This is a genomic window from Belliella buryatensis, assembly GCF_900188245.1.
In the GTDB taxonomy this organism is placed as follows: Bacteria; Bacteroidota; Bacteroidia; order Cytophagales; family Cyclobacteriaceae; genus Belliella; species Belliella buryatensis.
The window spans coordinates 1-16,749 of sequence record NZ_FZOK01000022.1; the positions used below are offsets into that span (position 1 = coordinate 1).

Here is a 16,749-nt window from a genome sequence, read left to right on the forward strand (position 1 = left end):
GAAGAGGAGTGTAATTTGAAAAGATGCTTTTTAGGGTCACAAAAAACTCGAAGAAGCCCGAAGAGCACGAAAGAGGATGTTAAAGGTTCATCGTTCACCGTTCAAAGAAGCGGCTCTGTCATATTTACGATTCGAGTCCTTTAACCTTTCTCCTTTGACCTTTTCCCTAAAGCGACTCAATCATGTTCACAATACACCTTCGCTTAACGTTTTAATGAAACTATCAATCAATGAAAGAAACCGATCTAGATGACATCAGGAAATTGAAGTCATTGAGTCAAAATACAATAATTCAGGATTTGAATAAATAATGCTTTTAAAGGCGTCATTGATATCAGTAAAATAAGGCTATAGATAAATTAATTATAGAATCTTTAAATAAAGGCTGACCATGGAATTGGAAGAACAAGAAGATGTGATATTTAAGCTTAATATTGCCATCGATTTTAAGCAAGTTTATAAGGATCCAGATTTGAGCTTGACCAAACTGGCGAGTATTTTAGGTGTTCATTATGGGACTTTGAGTAAAATCATCAAAAATAAATATGGGGTTGGGTTTAGAAAATTCTTGAATGAGGTAAGAATAAAGAAGTTAATAGGTGAAATACAGTTTGAGTCAACACGACCAAAAGTAGAGCAATGTATGGTAATGTCTGGATTTAGGTCAAGAATTACATTTTTTAATGCCTTTAGATCACAAACAGGGATATCCCTTTCAGCTTATTATAAAAGCCATTTTCAATCTAAAAACTTAAAAATCATCATATTTGATTCAGTTGATCAAGAAGGAAAATAAAAGTATTTTTTTCATATTTTGGAGAAGAGGAACTTAAGGCACGGTTTTGTCGCTCTACTTTTTATCTAATTCCAGTCCTTTAGCCTTTAACCTTTTTCCTTTTCCCTATTTTGACCATCCCTACCGGGAGGAAATCACAAAGAACCCGAAGAAGCTCGAAGAGCACGAAAGAAATGTTAAGTGTTAATCGTTAAGCGTTAAAAAACCAACTTGTGATGTTCACGATGCTACTCAGTTAACCAGTTAACCAAATAACCAAAAAATGTTTAATTGCCCCGAAGTCTCGGGGTGTTTAATCGTTTAGAGTGGCGACTCCTCCAAATTCACGATTCCTTTTCCCTTTGGCCTTTTCTCTAAATCGACTCCGTCATATTCACGAATCGAGTCCTTTCGCTTTTGACCTTTTTCCTGAAGTCACACAAAGACCCCTAAGAAACCCGAAGAGCACGAAGGAAATGTTAAGTGTTAATCGTTAAGCGTTAAAAAACCAACTTGTGATATTCATTATGCTACTCAGTTAACCAATTAACCAATTAACCAAAAATTGTTTAATCGTTTAGAATGGCGACTCCTCCAAATTCACGATTCCTTTTGCCTTTTCCCTTTGACCTTTTCCCTAAATCAACTCCGTCATATTCACGAATCCTCTTCGCTTAACGTTTTTAACTATTAACACTTAACGGCTTTGCCTAAGAAACCCGAAGAGCACGAAGGAAATGTTAAGTGTTAATCGTTAAGCGTTAAAAAACCAACTTGTGATATTCATTATGCTACTCAGTTAACCAATTAACCAATTAACCAAATAACCAAAAATTGTTTAATCGTTTAGAATGGCGACTCCTCCAAATTCACGATTCCTTTTGCCTTTTCCCTTTGACCTTTTCCCTAAATCAATTCTGGCAAATTCACGAATACAGTCCTTTTGCCTTTTCCCTTTGACCTTTTCTCTAAATCGACTCCGTCATATTCACGATTCTATTCCTTTGTCCTTTCTCCTTTTTATTTTGCCCATCAACAAATCTTTTTTCAAATCTAAACACCTAAAGAAGCAAGTGAAATTACATTGATTGCGTCTGGACGCCGATAGCTCATACCAGTTCCCGTGATAATATTTAGTGATTTTGGCATTTCCATTTTTTCTGTGTCAATATTAGCGGCAAACTTTTTCAGATTCTCTGCTGCTTCATCAATATAACCTACGCCTATTTTGATTTCAAAAGCTGCATAATCTCCATTGCGTTTTTGCACAATAGCATCTACTTCATTGCCGTAGGAATCGTTATAATGAAATACTGTAGCATCGTTTGCTTTTGCATATACATTCAATTCGTGAATTGCCAATGATTCAAACAGGAAGCCTGTGTATTTTATGTCTTTCATCAAAGCACCCTTATCTAACCCCAAAGCTGCTACAGCCAAGGAAGGGTCACATAGATGTCTTTTGGGAGATTTGCGCAAAGATGCAGCTGAGCGAATATGAGGGTTAAAAGCCGGTTGCTCGTATAAAATCATTAATTTGGATAATGCGTTTAGGTAGTCGGAAAGCGTATTCCTTGAAAGTTCATTAGTCTCATGAATTTTCACATCTTTCTCTAGGGTTTTGTTATCAACTAAAGTTGCTATATTTCTCGATAAAGCGCGTAATAAACTTCTTACTTTAAAGGGATTTCGACTCACTCCGGACACCTGACTCATATCCACTTCGCAAAGCAAATCAATATAGCCTCGATTCATATTCAAGGCATTTTTGTAGTCCTCTTGAATTAAGGTAGGCCAACCTCCAATACATATTCTTTCAATGATAGCTTCCAACGCAATAGCAGGTTCGTAATATTCTTCAACTGAACCCTTAAGTAAATCTGAAAGTTTTACAATCCCACTAGAATACCCTAATTCTTGCCAAGTCAAGGTGTCCATCTGTAAAACCGTAAATCGACCCGCACCACTGTGAAGCCTTACATTTTCAGGAGGATTGGCAGAGCCTGTGAGTATAAATATGCCCTTAGACTTACGCTCATCAACTTCGTGCCTCACATAATTCCATATATCTGGTTGTTCTTGCCACTCGTCTATCAATCTTGGGATGTCTCCTTCCAATAGTAATCGCGGATTGGTTTTCATGATTATAGCAACTTGCGGATCTATATCCATTCTCAACACACTTTTTGCATATTGGATCGCCGTTTCAGTTTTCCCACATGATTTTGGGCCTTTTATTAACACCGCACCAGAAGCAGCCATTTTTTGCCTTAAATCATTTTCAATTAACCTGGTAATATAGCCCATACATTTTTTTTAGGAAGATACAAAAGTATGATAAAATTAAAATTGTGCAAATTGTTGGTGTTTTATTGTGCATATTTTAGATGTTTTACTGTGCAGTTTATAGCCCAAAAGAAACTGTTAAGCGTTCAAAGAATCGACTCCGTCATATTCACAGTTCTAATCAGTTAACCAAATAAGCAAATAACCAAAAAATGTTTAATTGTCCCGAAGTCTCGGGGTGGTTAATTGTTTAGAGGAGAGACTCTGTCAAATTCACCAATCACCTCCTTTAGCCTTTTCCCTTTGACCTTTTCTCTAAATCGACTCCGTCATATTTACGAATCGAGTCCTTTGGCCTTTAACCTTTTTCCTTTCTCCTAATATAATTCAAAGACCAAGAATGGAATGTAAGACTTCCTTCTTAGTATTTTTTTTATGTATCTTTATATTTCAGTTAATCAAAAATCCACTATGAAATATTTATTGGTCTGAAAAATACTTGATGCCTAGATTATAAAATAAGGATAGTATGGAAATGCTTGTTGTTAAAATAGATAGTAAAAAGAATTCATCTTTTCTAAAAAAGCTTCTTTTGAAGTTTAGCTTCGTATTGGAAGTAAAGTCAACTACCTCTGAAGATGTCCACTCGGTTCCTGAAAAAATAAATGTCGCAGGCAGCTTGAATAAGTTTTCAGATTTGTCAAAGATGAAAAATGAAAAAGCTGTTTGGGAGAAAGTAATCCTTGAAAAGCATGGAACTTATTGATGCTAATTTTATCCTCAGGTACTTACTAAGAGATAGTGAAGAGCAATTTTTGAAAGTCAAAAATATCATTGAAAATAATAATGTAAGTATCCCAGATTTTATTTTTGCAGAAATAGTCTATGTTCTTGAAAAAGTGTATCATGTACCGAGGTTGGAAATTAGCGGTGTATTGAAAGCCTTACTGTCATATTCCAACATTCATACAAATGACCAAAAAGTCTTACGCCTTTCTTTGGATCATTACAGTGGTTTTAATTTGGATTTCGCGGATGCTTTATTAATAGCTTACCATCAAGTAGCAAAGGAAGGGAAGCTTCATACCTTCGATAAAAAGATTTAGAAATTTATCTCCAAAATCTAATTTTTTGAAATCAACTCCGTCATATTCACCAATCACCTCCTTTAGCCTTTTCCCTTTGACCTTTTCTCTAAATCGACTCCGTCATATTTACGATTCCAGTCCTTTTGCCTTTCTCCTTTCCCCTAAAGCAACTCCGTCATATTCTCAATTTACCTTTGCTTAACTTTCATAGTTATTGGTTTGCTAAAAAAAAAGAGGATGCGATTTGTCAAACAAACCGACATCCTCTATCCCGCATTTTGGTCACTAGACGTTGTTAAAATTAATGCATAAAATACAATACCAATAATTTCTTTGATAAACTTTTCAATTTCATCAAATTTTGTAAACTAAGTGAATTATTTTTTCTAATATCCACATATATAGTCGATTAAGAGGATTCGTATTTGTAAATGCATAAAAAATTGTTTATATCTTTCTAGTATTTGGATGGATAATAAAAGTACCTGATGATGTATTAGGTTATTTCTATATTGGTAACTTTTCTCAATTAAGCTTTGAAAGTTTTTTCTCATTTTTTACCAACCGATTATTTTACTTTTGCTTTTCATTTACATTCTATCACAAACAGACAATCATTTTTTCTCAAAATTTTATCCTTTACATTTTTTGTGTCAATTTTAATTTCTAAGCTATTTATTACTGACTTAAAACTTTCAAGTTGGGTTAGCTATTGATGAGTTATTTTATGGAGTTTATCATTTATTTGCTTACCTCGTCTATCGTATTTCTTACTGGAGTTACTTTGGGCATTTACGTATACTATAATTTCTCGAAGAGTCTAACACATAAAGCAATTTCATTGCTCCTGTTTTTCTTATTTGTGAGGTTCTTATCGGTGCATTTGTATTTAGATAACAATATCTACGATTATCCGCACTTCTTATTGGTCAATCACCTGACTTCTAGAATTGGCGTACCTATTGTCTTCTTATTGGTTTTTTACCATACTACCAAAGAGAAATTGCACTGGGTACATTACTTTCACATTATTCCTTTCTTTCTATTTATTTTAAATTTCTGGGAGATTTTATTTTCTAGTGCGCAAGTGAAGCAAGAAATCATGCAGGCCATGGAGATAGAAGGCTATGCCTATGTTTGGCAATTGGGTGCTTTGTTTTCTCCCAAGCAACTCGAATTATTAAGAGTGATCCCTTTTTATTCCTACGTTGCTGCTATAGGGTATATGGTCTTCAAGACAGGTAACTTCAAAAAACTACCCCTTCACCTTCAAGGTTTTTTCAGAATAGTTTTTTGGTTTCTATTAGCTAATCTTTTGCCAATTATTATTTCTTCTTTGGGGTTTGAACAAGTGGGATCATTTCTTGTAGCAAATGTTGTGGGACTGTTTACTACGCTTATCATTACAGTTACCTTTTTCTTTATCCCCAATTTTCTATTTGGCTTGGAAAACGAGCCTAACTTGGAATATATTGAAAATGTAGAAACTATTTATGAAACTTTGGAAGATGATAAAGATGTGTTGATTTTCAAGGTAGAAGAATTTATGACTGAATTCAAGCCCTTTTTGTCAGCTGAATTTTCATTGAAATTTTTAGAGAAAAACTTAAATATTTCAGGTAGGTATATCAGTGCTGCAATCAAAGAAAAATATCAGCTGAATTTTAAAAATTACATCAACTGGTTAAGGATAGAATATTTTAAATCTGTTTATTTACCAATGATCACTTCATCAGAGCAAGTGAATCTAGAAGATATAGCAAACGAATTGGGTTTTGTAAGTATCAATACTTTCTACATTCAGTTTCATAAATTCTTAAATACTACGCCAAGAGCTTATATTGATCAGTATTTAATGTCTAAAGCTTTAATAGAAACCGTATAATTTTATATTGTTATATATGTATATGTGCTTTCGCAAAAGTCCATATTTTATTATGCACACACCTTAAATTCAGCTGTTGTTGACTGTCGACCGTCGTCCGTCGACGATTATCCGCTTGGTCCTTTCGTTTTATTGAATTAGTGGTGTCATCGCGGATAATCTTATTGTTTAATATCTTATAAAGTAGTTGCATGGGATTTCTCCAATTGAACGATGTATTCCTTAGGCGTTGTGTTCATTTCCTTTTTGAAGTTTAAGTAAAGAGAATTCACACTTTTAAAACCTATTTCAGTTGCTAGAGAACCCATGTTGTAATTTCTCCATTCTTTTTTATTTTTTAATTGAGACACTAAAAATTGGATCCTTTTGCGGTTAATAAACTCATTGAATGAATTGTTATAGATATCCTTAAGGTGTTTTCTCAGTTGGTATACCGGCATATCTATTCCTTGGGCAAGGGTAGTTTGCGAAAAATCAACATTTAGGAAGGGGTGTTCATGGTCTAAATAAGCATTTAACTTTTTCACGAAATATGCTTCTTCTTCAGTCAGGTTGGATTTTATTATTTCCTCTTTTGGGACGATGGCTTTTGGAGAGTCTTTATCATTTACACCTCTTTTTTGACTTTTAGGTAATAAAATGTTGGATGCTTGATGAACCTTGTTTTTAGTAGCCAATCCATAAATCAATTCAGGGATACTTAAAATCACCAAAAAGAAGATAAGATTACCCAAAATAAATACGAGGTTAAATGCCCCTCTTTTTGCACCAGAATAATGCCCTGTCCAGGAAAGTATTATTGGAGTAATTAAAAAAATGACATACAAGCAAAAAATTAAAACTTTTCGTTTTCGATATGGGGAAGTTTGTTCCAAAGAAGGCAATTGCATGATTTGAAATATTCTGATTCCATATCCCAAGACTACAATAAAAGCAATAATGCTAAGGGAATAAGCAGGAAAGATCCATCCTTCATCGTATTTAGCGAAGTTTTGAAGATCAAGCATCAAAATTCTATCCTGTTGGGGTTTTATCCAAAATGGCAAGAAATTAATCACATATAAAAACCCAGGCAGACCATGTAACAAATCTATTTTTCTCAAAGGTGACTTTCGAAGGCCACGATGCACAGCAAGGAAAATTAGTGGGACTAATATAAAAATCATTAGTAATCCCGTTCGCGGTAACCATGGGAAATACGGGAAAAGTCCATTAGCGGCAGCAAAAATAGTTAATAGTCCATAACTGATAAAAAACAGTGCAAGTGAAGTGAATTTACCAAATAGCCCTTTGCTCCAATGATAATAGGTATAGATCACACCAACCACTACTGAAGTAATGATCATGGCAATATACATGAAGCTAATAAAATCTTTAGGTAACAACATAGGGATAATTTAACTAAGCGACTTCAAAGTAAGATAAATGGCTCGGATATATGCTTCCTAAAAAATGATTTTGATTCCTAAATTGTTTTAAACTTTAAAAATACTATTTCCTAAACTTTTATTTGAGTTGTAATGGTATACGCTCTTATCTAGTACTCAATTAAAATATTAAAAAAATGAAATTTCTTGTCCAAATAATCATTTGCGTATTTTTTGAATCTAATAATTCACAATAAACTAGGACAAGTACTGCCTATTATCAAAAATGGAGATTATTATTTCTTTTGGAGATCATCTAACAGCGTTTTTTCAAAGTTCCAATGATTCAAATTCCACTTCGTGGGAAATAAGAGATTACAAGATTGAAAAAGGGAAAGGATTATAAATTATTGAACTACAAATTCTATTATTTATCCTATTACCTACAAAATTGAATAAGAGGATTTCATCAGCAATCAATTTTTCTCTTTTATTTATTCCTTGATAACATTACCCAATCATTTTTATACTTGATTCTTAAAACATGATATTCCTTCCTATTTTCTTTTAAATATTACCTCGAATCTTTTAATGGTTGAATTATTTTTTAAAAATAAATAGAAAGTTTCATTTGCTGGTTTTTCGAAATTGTTGAAATAAAATGAATTTATGGATTAATTAAATGCTATTTATTTACCAAACATCCTATTTTTTATATCGGTAATTTGAGATATCCTAAAGCGAAAATTTAACACTTTGTTTTTTTAGGAATACATATCAGTTTTCAGGAAGGTTATTTTTTATAGTTAAATCTAGTTTTGAAATCCGATTTGAGTCTGGATCATAGAATTAGATTTCAATGAAGGAAATGAATAAAATTTTCATGCTAAAAACTAAAACATGTTTGAATCAATACCTATCAATTTTAACTATTCAAAGAATGACAAGTGACTCAGGTGTCAAAAGAGAGATTGAAATTCTGAAACTTAATTTATGAAAAAGTTATATATGTCTAATTATTCAAATTTTAAATGGAAAACACTCCCAGTTTTCGGCTTGCTTACACTGCTAACGATTTCTGTATTTTCCTTTAGTACTGGTTTCAAAAATTGGAATCCATTAATCCTATTTTCTCCCGATGTATCAGTGATAAGCTACAGCGTGGAGAATGACAAGGGTAGTATTGATGATCCTGCTCTCCTCGATACTGATGGAGATGGTATTCCTGATGTAGATGACCTTGATGACGATAATGATGGGGTTCTTGATATTGATGAATGCGACACCCGACCAAAAACAATCCTGATGGCTCTGTCTACAGAGAATTTTGATGGGATGCGTGTAAATCTCTACAATGAATTCAATAATTATAAAACTACAGGAGCTGAAGTTACCGAATATGTCATAAGTAGTAGTACTGTTCCAGCTGGGCTTTACGAAGGATACGATATGGTAATTTTCGGAGGTGCAGCTACGACTTCAATACCACAAGCCCATTGGGATGCCTTAAGAGCTTCAATTATTGAAAAGAAGAGTAATTCATTTGTTATTCATGCAGACAACTGCTGTCCGACTCTTTCAAACAATCAGAGCAGTCTTATTAGTTTATTGAATGCCGTCCATGGCACAAGCTATTCTGTATCGACAACGCATTTTACTGCTTCGGAGACTTACTTGAAGAATCAGGACAATTTTTATGCACCTTATTTCAGTGCCAATTCTCTTGTTGGTGCTAATTATTATCCTATCAAAGGTCTGGCTAATGAGGATGTGTTGTTTTATGCCAATGGTAGTACAACAGAAGCGTATGCCGGAATGAAGCAATTACCTAATACGGTTGACCGAAATAATTTTCTGGCCTGGTTTGCTGATGGTACTATCACTCAAAATCTTCCAAGTAATCCGGCACTGTGGTATAATACTAACAAGGGAGTAATTGCAAAAGCATTCTATGAAGTTTATGCAAAAACTTCTACTATTTTTCCTTGTGATACCGATGGCGATGGCATTCCAAACCATCTTGATTTAGATTCTGATGGAGACGGCTGTCCGGATGCTTTTGAAGCAGGTACAGCACAGTTGGCTGAAAGCTTAGGATATACCGTTTCGGAAGAGGGTGTAGTAGCTGGTCCTTATGGAGACAATGGCTTTGCGGATTACCTCGAAACAAGTGCTGAAAGCGGCATGTATAAAGGTACCTACACCTATGCCGATGCACTTGATAATGAAATAGCTTCTTGTATTGATGAAGAGGATTGTACCCCCGAAGGTGCCTTGTTGCTGGATTATACAGATTATGATTTGGACCTCAACTTGGTAGGCCAGACGCTCGCATCCACGATAGACGGCATCGACCTTACCCACAATTTGCAGGGTACCTATCAAAGCTGGAAAATTGAAAATATTGAAGGAAATAAAAACGTATTCAGGACAGGTGCAGGCGAAAGTAACCTGGCCACCATGGAATATACCTTCAGCAATCCTGTTTCCAACCTGAAATTTTCCATTAGGGATCTGGATGATGCGCCGGGTGGTATAGAAAAAGCCGAAATCAGGGCTTACTTCAGAGGTGTTGAAGTCCTACCATCGCAGATTACCAAGGGAATCAATACAGTTGAAACTTCTCAGTTGGTTTTTGTAGGCACGACAAATAATACCACTACTCTTTCCTATGAAAACGGGGTAATACTTGACTATGCAAATCCGGTAGATCGTTTGGTTCTTATCATGTCTGGGACTACAACAGCAGGTCAGGGTAGTGTATTGACTTTCGAGGGGGGATGTAGATTTTTAGAACCTCTCCCTACACCCAATGATGATATGACTTCCACAGATGAAGACATACCAGTAGTGATTGATGTAACTGGAAATGACACGAATGTTGATCCTACGACTGTAGTGATAGTAGATCAACCTGAAAACGGAACTGTATTAGTAGATCCGGTAACGGGTAAAGTAACTTATACCCCGAATGATGGATTTAGCGGGAAGGATACTTTCACTTACAGGGTATGTAATGCTGCTACTCCGGCGGTTTGTGAACAAGCTACGGTAACCGTTACGGTTTACCCTAACTGTGATATTGAAGGCATATCTTTTACTGTGAATCCAGGTACGAATTCAGCAACAGGAAGGATATCTAATGGTGATCTGAGTACAGACTATTCGCTTACCACAAGCAGTTTAACAGGTTATGCAAGTGTATCAATTACATCTGTCGTTAATGGAAGAAATGGAAGCGGACTAGAGTATAACATGAATAGTTCTACATCTCCTAATAGGCCAGATGCAGCTAATCTGTTATTTACTACTTCTAATACGACTACTGGATATGAAACCAAGGTAAGGTTATATCAGGTAATTGGAAGAACAGGAGGAAATAACGAAGCATCTACTTACACAATTTCTTGGACTGGAGGTGTTGGAAATGCGAAGTTAGTTGATCTATTGGTGGATAATAGAGTATACGGGATTGGTAGTCCATCAGGTTTTGATCTTGAAAATGGGGAAATAGAAGGTTTGGAAAAAACTAAAGATATATCAAACGGAGGTTCTTTTATTGCTTATCGTTTGATAAATGATCTAACCCAATGGTATGTTGAATTCCCGGTAGGAGCCACAAATATTACTGTGAATAAAGTGGCACTATCCGGTGCTACGATAACGCGTTTGAATGATAATGATCCCCTACGTGATGATCCTGCTTCTGGTATAGATGTTCAATATCCTAGATTTGGTCTAGCTGGTGACGCTACTGTTGTGTCAGGTGAAACGTTCAATGAATGGATGGCATTTAGGACTTTCTTTGTTCCAACAGAGGGTTGTCCTGAACCTCTCTCTGTTAATAATATAAATGTCAATGAAGGTTCACCCTATGCCATTTTTGTTATCACAGGTGAACCTGGACAAGATGTTAGTTTGAATTTGCAATCCGGTACTGCTACCATCGGTCAGGATTTCAATGGACTAGAGTATTACAACGGGACTGCTTGGACACCTTATGTGAGCGGTAGTTTAATACCCATTGGTACTGATGGTAAATTGCTGGTTCGCACTGTGATCATAGCAGATGATGATTTTGAGGATTCCGAAACTTTCTTTCTAGAAGTTACAGACGGAGCTACAACGGTAACTGGTACAGGTACCATCAAAGATGATGGGACAGGAGATATCTTTTTCTTCAGCAATACCACAGGTATACCTGATGATCCAAGTTCTTGCGATGTAGAGCCCCTATTTTTTGAAGACTTTGGCTTTGTAGGGATCAATACAGCCCTTGAAGGACTTACAGACAACTATTTTGTTGAGACCTTTGGGCCTGGAGATGGTGCTAGATTAGCCGAAGGATTGGTTCCTGGATACGTTTGGGCTTGGGATAAAACTTCAGGAAACAAGCGTACGATTAATGATGGTTTTTATGGTATCGTATCCAATCCCCGTTTGGGTGGTTTTGCTGGCTTTATCAATGAAAACCGAGATAACACCACTAAGAATACCGGTGGGGGTGGAGCTATGCTTTTTATCAACGGGTCCAATCCTGGACAGGTAGCCTTTAATAAAACTGTTGATCAATTGGTAATAGGAGAAAGGTATGAGCTATCGGCCTGGATTACTAACGCGGTGTTTACCGGTGGGACTTTGATTCCAGCTAACCTTACTTTCCAAATCATGGATGTGGATGGAAATATTTTAGCCAGCAATGGTACCGGTGATATTCCGATTACGAGCAGTTTGAACTGGACCAAATACGGTTTGGAATTCACCGCCACAACTACGGTAGTTACCTTCCAGTTGATCAGTAATTCCCCCTCAGGTGGTGGAAATGACTTTGCCCTGGATGATGTTCAGTTGGCACGTATTTGTTATGAAATCGATGATGATAGGCCACCATTTATCGCTAATGATGATGCTGCTTCAGGTCTGGGTCTTGCGCCAGTGGTGGTTGATATTTTTGAGAATGATCAATTTGTCAATGTGGATAATCTTACAGTTACCCAGGTAGGGGGCACCGCCACCGGAGAGGTTTCTTTTGACCCTGAGACTGGTATGATGACCTATATTCCAAAACCGGAAGACGTAGGCATCACTGTTACAGTTATTTATGAGGTGTGTGATGGGACTGTTTGTGCTCAGGCTACCGTTACCATTACTTTGGATTATCTTGATCCAAGTTGCGGTTGTGAGACGGTGATAGAAAATGGAGGCTTTGAATTACCTGTTCAATCAGGGACAAATTTCTTTTTAATAAATCAAAATAATGTTCCCGGTTGGAGAACGACTGCTACTGATGGGTTAATAGAATTTTGGACTTCCGGATTTTTAGGAGTTCCTGCAGCTGAAGGCAACCAATTTGTTGAATTAAATGCGAATCAGGTTTCCGCACTCTTGCAACGTATCTGTGTTCAGCCCGGCACCATTTTTAAATGGTCCATCAAGCATAGGGGGCGTTCTGGAACAGACGTGGCCACTGTTGCCTTTGGTCCATCACTCAATCAAGCTGTTATTCAGCAGACGATGTCGACTGGTAATACGGAATGGAAAACCTATTCTGGTATATATGAAGTGCCGGAAGGACAAACTGAAACATTTATTTTCCTAAGATCGGTATCCAGTGTCGGTGGAGCTACAATTGGTAATTTTCTGGATGATTTCGATGTAAAAATTATTTACAATGAGGAATGTCCTGATCCTTTCAGGACGTCTGTTGACTTCAACGTGACCGACATCAATGTACCGGTAACTGGCAATGTGTCAACGAACGACGTGGTACCTGCGGGTACGGTTTACGGCACGCCACAAGCACAGACGGGCAACCCAGAGGGTGCGACGATTACGATGAACCCTGACGGAACGTACGTATTCAACGCTACGCAACCTGGGGTATATAATTACCTGGTACCGGTATGCGGACCTGGAGAGACAGAAGACTGTCCATTGTCTCCATTACAGATTACGGTATTGGATCCATTGGCTGACGATAATGCACCGGTGGTGAATCCTGACATCGCTACGACTAAGGAGGAGACCCCTGTGAAGATAGATGTTCTTGCTAACGATAAGTCAGGCAATGTGGGTACGGATCTGAATCCAGCAAGCTTAACAATAACAGAAGCTCCTGAGAACGGTACAGTAACGGTGAATGCTGACGGCACGGTGACTTATACTCCGAATGCAGGCTTCACGGGAGAGGATGTGTTCACTTACACGGTATGTGACACGAGCGATCCTGCGAACTGTCAGACGGGAACAGCTACAGTGATGGTTCTTCCTGCGAATGCGCCGGATGTGACTACTGCTGCGGATGACTTTGCGGTAGTACAGGCAAATACTGACGGCACGGCTACTGCAAGTGGCAATGTGCTGACCAATGACAGCAACACGGATCCGGATGCGGAGCTGACGGCTACCTTGGTGACCGATCCTGCTACTTTACCTGGAACCTTGGTATTCAATGAAGACGGAAGTTACACGTTCACACCGAATGCGGGCTTTGCAGGTCCATTGGAAGTGGTGTACACGGTATGCGACGATCAGTCTCCTGCGAGCTGCGCGACAGCGACCTTACATATTCTGGTAGAGCCTGCGCCTGAAATCCCGGTTGACTTCAACGTGACCGACATCAATGTACCGGTAACTGGCAATGTGTCAACGAATGACGTGGTACCAGCAGGTACGGTTTACGGCACGCCACAAGCACAGACGGGCAACCCAGAGGGTGCGACGATTACGATGAATCCTGACGGAACGTACGTATTTAACGCTACGCAACCTGGGGTCTATAATTACCTGGTACCGGTATGCGGACCTGGAGAGACAGAAGACTGTCCATTGTCTCCATTACAGATTACGGTATTGGATCCGATGGCGGACGATAATGCACCTGTGGTAAATCCTGACATCGCTACGACTAAGGAGGAGACCCCTGTGAAGATAGATGTTCTTGCTAACGATAAGTCAGGCAATGTGGGTACGGACTTGGATCCGTCCAGCTTAACAATAACAGAAGTGCCTGAGAACGGCACAGTAACGGTGAACGCGGACGGTACGGTGACTTATACGCCGAATGAAGGCTTCACGGGTACGGATGAGTTCACGTACACGGTATGTGACACGGGCGATCCTGCGAACTGTCAGACGGGAACAGTTACAGTGACGGTGCTTCCTGCGGACATGCCGGATGTAACGACAGCTGCGGATGATTTTGCGGTGGTACGCGGTACTCTAGACGGCACGAACAGTGTGAGTGGCAATGTGCTGGCCAATGACAGGAACACGGATCCGGATGCGGAGCTGACGGCTAGCTTGGTTACAGATCCAGCTACTTTACCGGGTACTTTGGTATTCAATGCTGACGGAAGCTATACGTTCACTCCAGCACCAGGCTTCTCTGGTCCTGTGTCAGCGGTATATACTGCCTGTGGCGGTGATCCTGAGAGCTGTGCTACAGCGACGCTGTATATATTGGTAGAGCCTGTACTTGATCCTCAGCCAGACTTCAATGCAACTTTTGCTGGAGTGCCAGTTAAAGGTGATGTGAGTACAAATGATGCATTGCCTGCGGGTACGACTTATGGAACGCCAACAGCTGACCTGCGTAATCCTGCTGAAGCAGTTATCAAAATGAATCCTGACGGTACCTATGAATTTGAGGCGCCTCTTCCTGGAGTTTACAATTTTACAGTACCAGTATGTACACCAGATGGAGAATGTGTTGAGACTTTACTGACTATTACGGTTTATTCAATGCGTGAGCCGAATGGCCCTATAGTAAACCCAGATTTAGGTGTGACTAAGGTAAACACACCTGTGGTCTTGAACACCTTGGGTAATGACAGTGCGGGAAGACCTGGAGTTGAATTAAACCCTGCGTCGGTTGTTGTTGCTCAGCAACCTGCCAATGGTACAGTGAAAGTAGATCCTGTGACAGGTAACATTACCTACACTCCAAATCCTGGATTTGCAGGAACAGACACCTACACTTACACAGTATGTGATACAGGGAACCCAGTGCTATGTTCTACTACAGTACAAAAGATCACTGTATTAGGCGAAGATGCTCCGAACTCCATTCTTGCTTCTGATGATTTTGGATCAGCACCTACCTCAGGAGTTGTGACTGGGAATGTTTTGTCCAATGATATGGATCCGGATAAAAACAACATGACAGTGACTCCACAGCAAGTGGAAAGCAAAGAAGGGGTATTTACAATGAATGCGGATGGTAGTTACGATTTTGTACCTGCGCCAGGCTTTATAGGACCGATTAGTTTTGTATACAGGGTTTGTGACAATGGAACTCCTCAAGCTTGTGCAAATGCCACGCTATACATTTTGATCACGCCAAATGATATCGAAGCGAATATGGATAATTTCCAAGAGAACGAGATCAATGGTTTGTTGGGAGGAGTAGCAGGTAATGTCTTGGACAATGATAAGATCAATGGTAACCCAGTAAAAGCATCTGAGGTGATTATCACTGTAAAAGATGAAGGAGGAATGCCTGGTGTGAGTATCGACAAAGATGGTAACCTGATCGTACCGAAAGGAACAGCACCAGGTACTTATGTGATTACCTACACCATCTGTGATGTTTTGGATCCAGAGAATTGTGATGAAGCTATAGCAATTGTAGAAGTATTCCATGGTGTGAACTTGAAGATTACTAAGACAGTGGAAACTTCTGAGGTGTATGAAGGGGATGAATTCATCTATATCCTAAGGGTTGAAAACAATGGAAATACAGAATCTGCGGATGCAGTTGTAACCGACATGCTTCCAGATGGCCTAAGGTATGTATCAGCGACAGTGAATGGTTCATCTGCGGTATTTGCTCAGAATGGACAGGAGTTGAGTTGGAAGTTTGCGATGCTGTTGCCAGGTGATGTTGCAGAGATTGCATTAAGGGTAAAGGCTGCTCCGCTGACTGACGGCAGGGATAAGAGTTTGGTCAATACTGCCACAGTATCTTCACCACAACGAGAGTTGAGTCCTGATGACAACAGTTCATCGGCAGCGGTGAGGGTGAAACCTTTCTTCATTCCAAACACGATCACGCCAAATGGGGATAGAATCAACGATACATTTGAGATACCTGGTTTGGGTAGGTTTGTGAGCAACGAGCTAGTGATCTTCAACAGATGGGGTGACCATGTGTACGAGCGTAAGAACTACCAGAATGACTGGAGTGCTGAAGGCTTGGTATCGGGTACGTACTTCTACCTGTTGAAAGTAGCCGACGAAAGCGGTAAGGATCACGAGTTCAAGGGCTTTATCCAAGTAGTAAAGGAGCGAATCAGATAAATATACCGTACGCCCGGTGGGAGGTTATGCCTTCTGCCGGGTCGGTAT

General features: G+C 38.8%; 7 protein-coding genes. 5 read left to right on the forward strand and 2 right to left on the reverse strand.

Translation table 11 applies throughout. From position 1 onward, the window contains the following. The first annotated feature begins 391 nt into the window (after positions 1-391). Complete coding sequence (locus CHB66_RS16260; protein WP_089242472.1) at positions 392-796, forward strand: helix-turn-helix domain-containing protein; 405 nt, start codon at positions 392-394, stop codon at positions 794-796. A gap of 1,032 nt (positions 797-1,828) precedes the next feature. On the opposite strand, the gene CHB66_RS16265 is transcribed toward CHB66_RS16260, so the two are convergent. Next, positions 1,829-3,082, reverse strand: a complete 1,254-nt coding sequence (locus tag CHB66_RS16265; protein ID WP_089242473.1) for an ATP-binding protein — start codon at positions 3,080-3,082, stop codon at positions 1,829-1,831. Positions 3,083-3,590: 508 nt separating this feature from the next. Between CHB66_RS16265 and CHB66_RS16270 the strand changes: the two genes are divergently transcribed. The 3 genes from CHB66_RS16270 (at position 3,591) to CHB66_RS16280 (ending at position 6,034) form a co-directional block, all read left to right on the forward strand. After that, the gene (locus tag CHB66_RS16270) at positions 3,591-3,827 is read left to right on the forward strand and encodes a hypothetical protein (RefSeq protein ID WP_089242474.1); all 237 of its coding nucleotides are present in this window, start codon (positions 3,591-3,593) and stop codon (positions 3,825-3,827) included. Then, positions 3,814-4,167: a PIN domain-containing protein gene (locus CHB66_RS16275; protein ID WP_089242475.1), complete on the forward strand. Its 354-nt coding sequence runs from the start codon at positions 3,814-3,816 to the stop codon at positions 4,165-4,167. The genes CHB66_RS16270 and CHB66_RS16275 overlap by 14 nt, the downstream gene beginning before the upstream one ends. Positions 4,168-4,864: 697 nt before the next feature. Then, positions 4,865-6,034, forward strand: coding sequence for an AraC family transcriptional regulator (locus CHB66_RS16280; RefSeq protein ID WP_089242476.1), 1,170 nt, complete (start codon positions 4,865-4,867; stop codon positions 6,032-6,034). Between the two features lie 176 nt (positions 6,035-6,210). On the opposite strand, the gene CHB66_RS16285 is transcribed toward CHB66_RS16280, so the two are convergent. Next, positions 6,211-7,422 (reverse strand): helix-turn-helix transcriptional regulator, encoded by a 1,212-nt coding sequence (locus tag CHB66_RS16285; protein ID WP_089242477.1) that lies wholly within the window; start codon positions 7,420-7,422, stop codon positions 6,211-6,213. A gap of 972 nt (positions 7,423-8,394) precedes the next feature. Here CHB66_RS16285 and CHB66_RS16290 point away from each other — a divergent pair. Next, positions 8,395-16,701: an Ig-like domain-containing protein gene (locus CHB66_RS16290; protein WP_089242478.1), complete on the forward strand. Its 8,307-nt coding sequence runs from the start codon at positions 8,395-8,397 to the stop codon at positions 16,699-16,701. The last annotated feature ends 48 nt before the right edge of the window (positions 16,702-16,749 follow it).

Excerpts from the sequence above, each read along its gene's own strand:
- CHB66_RS16260 (WP_089242472.1), top strand. The coding sequence starts at position 392 with ATGGAATTGGAAGAACAAGAAGATGTGATATTTAAGCTTAATATTGCC.
- CHB66_RS16265 (WP_089242473.1), bottom strand. The coding sequence starts at position 3,082 with ATGGGCTATATTACCAGGTTAATTGAAAATGATTTAAGGCAAAAAATG.
- CHB66_RS16270 (WP_089242474.1), top strand. The coding sequence starts at position 3,591 with ATGGAAATGCTTGTTGTTAAAATAGATAGTAAAAAGAATTCATCTTTT.
- CHB66_RS16275 (WP_089242475.1), top strand. The coding sequence starts at position 3,814 with ATGGAACTTATTGATGCTAATTTTATCCTCAGGTACTTACTAAGAGAT.
- CHB66_RS16280 (WP_089242476.1), top strand. The coding sequence starts at position 4,865 with ATGAGTTATTTTATGGAGTTTATCATTTATTTGCTTACCTCGTCTATC.
- CHB66_RS16285 (WP_089242477.1), bottom strand. The coding sequence starts at position 7,422 with ATGTTGTTACCTAAAGATTTTATTAGCTTCATGTATATTGCCATGATC.
- CHB66_RS16290 (WP_089242478.1), top strand. The coding sequence starts at position 8,395 with ATGAAAAAGTTATATATGTCTAATTATTCAAATTTTAAATGGAAAACA.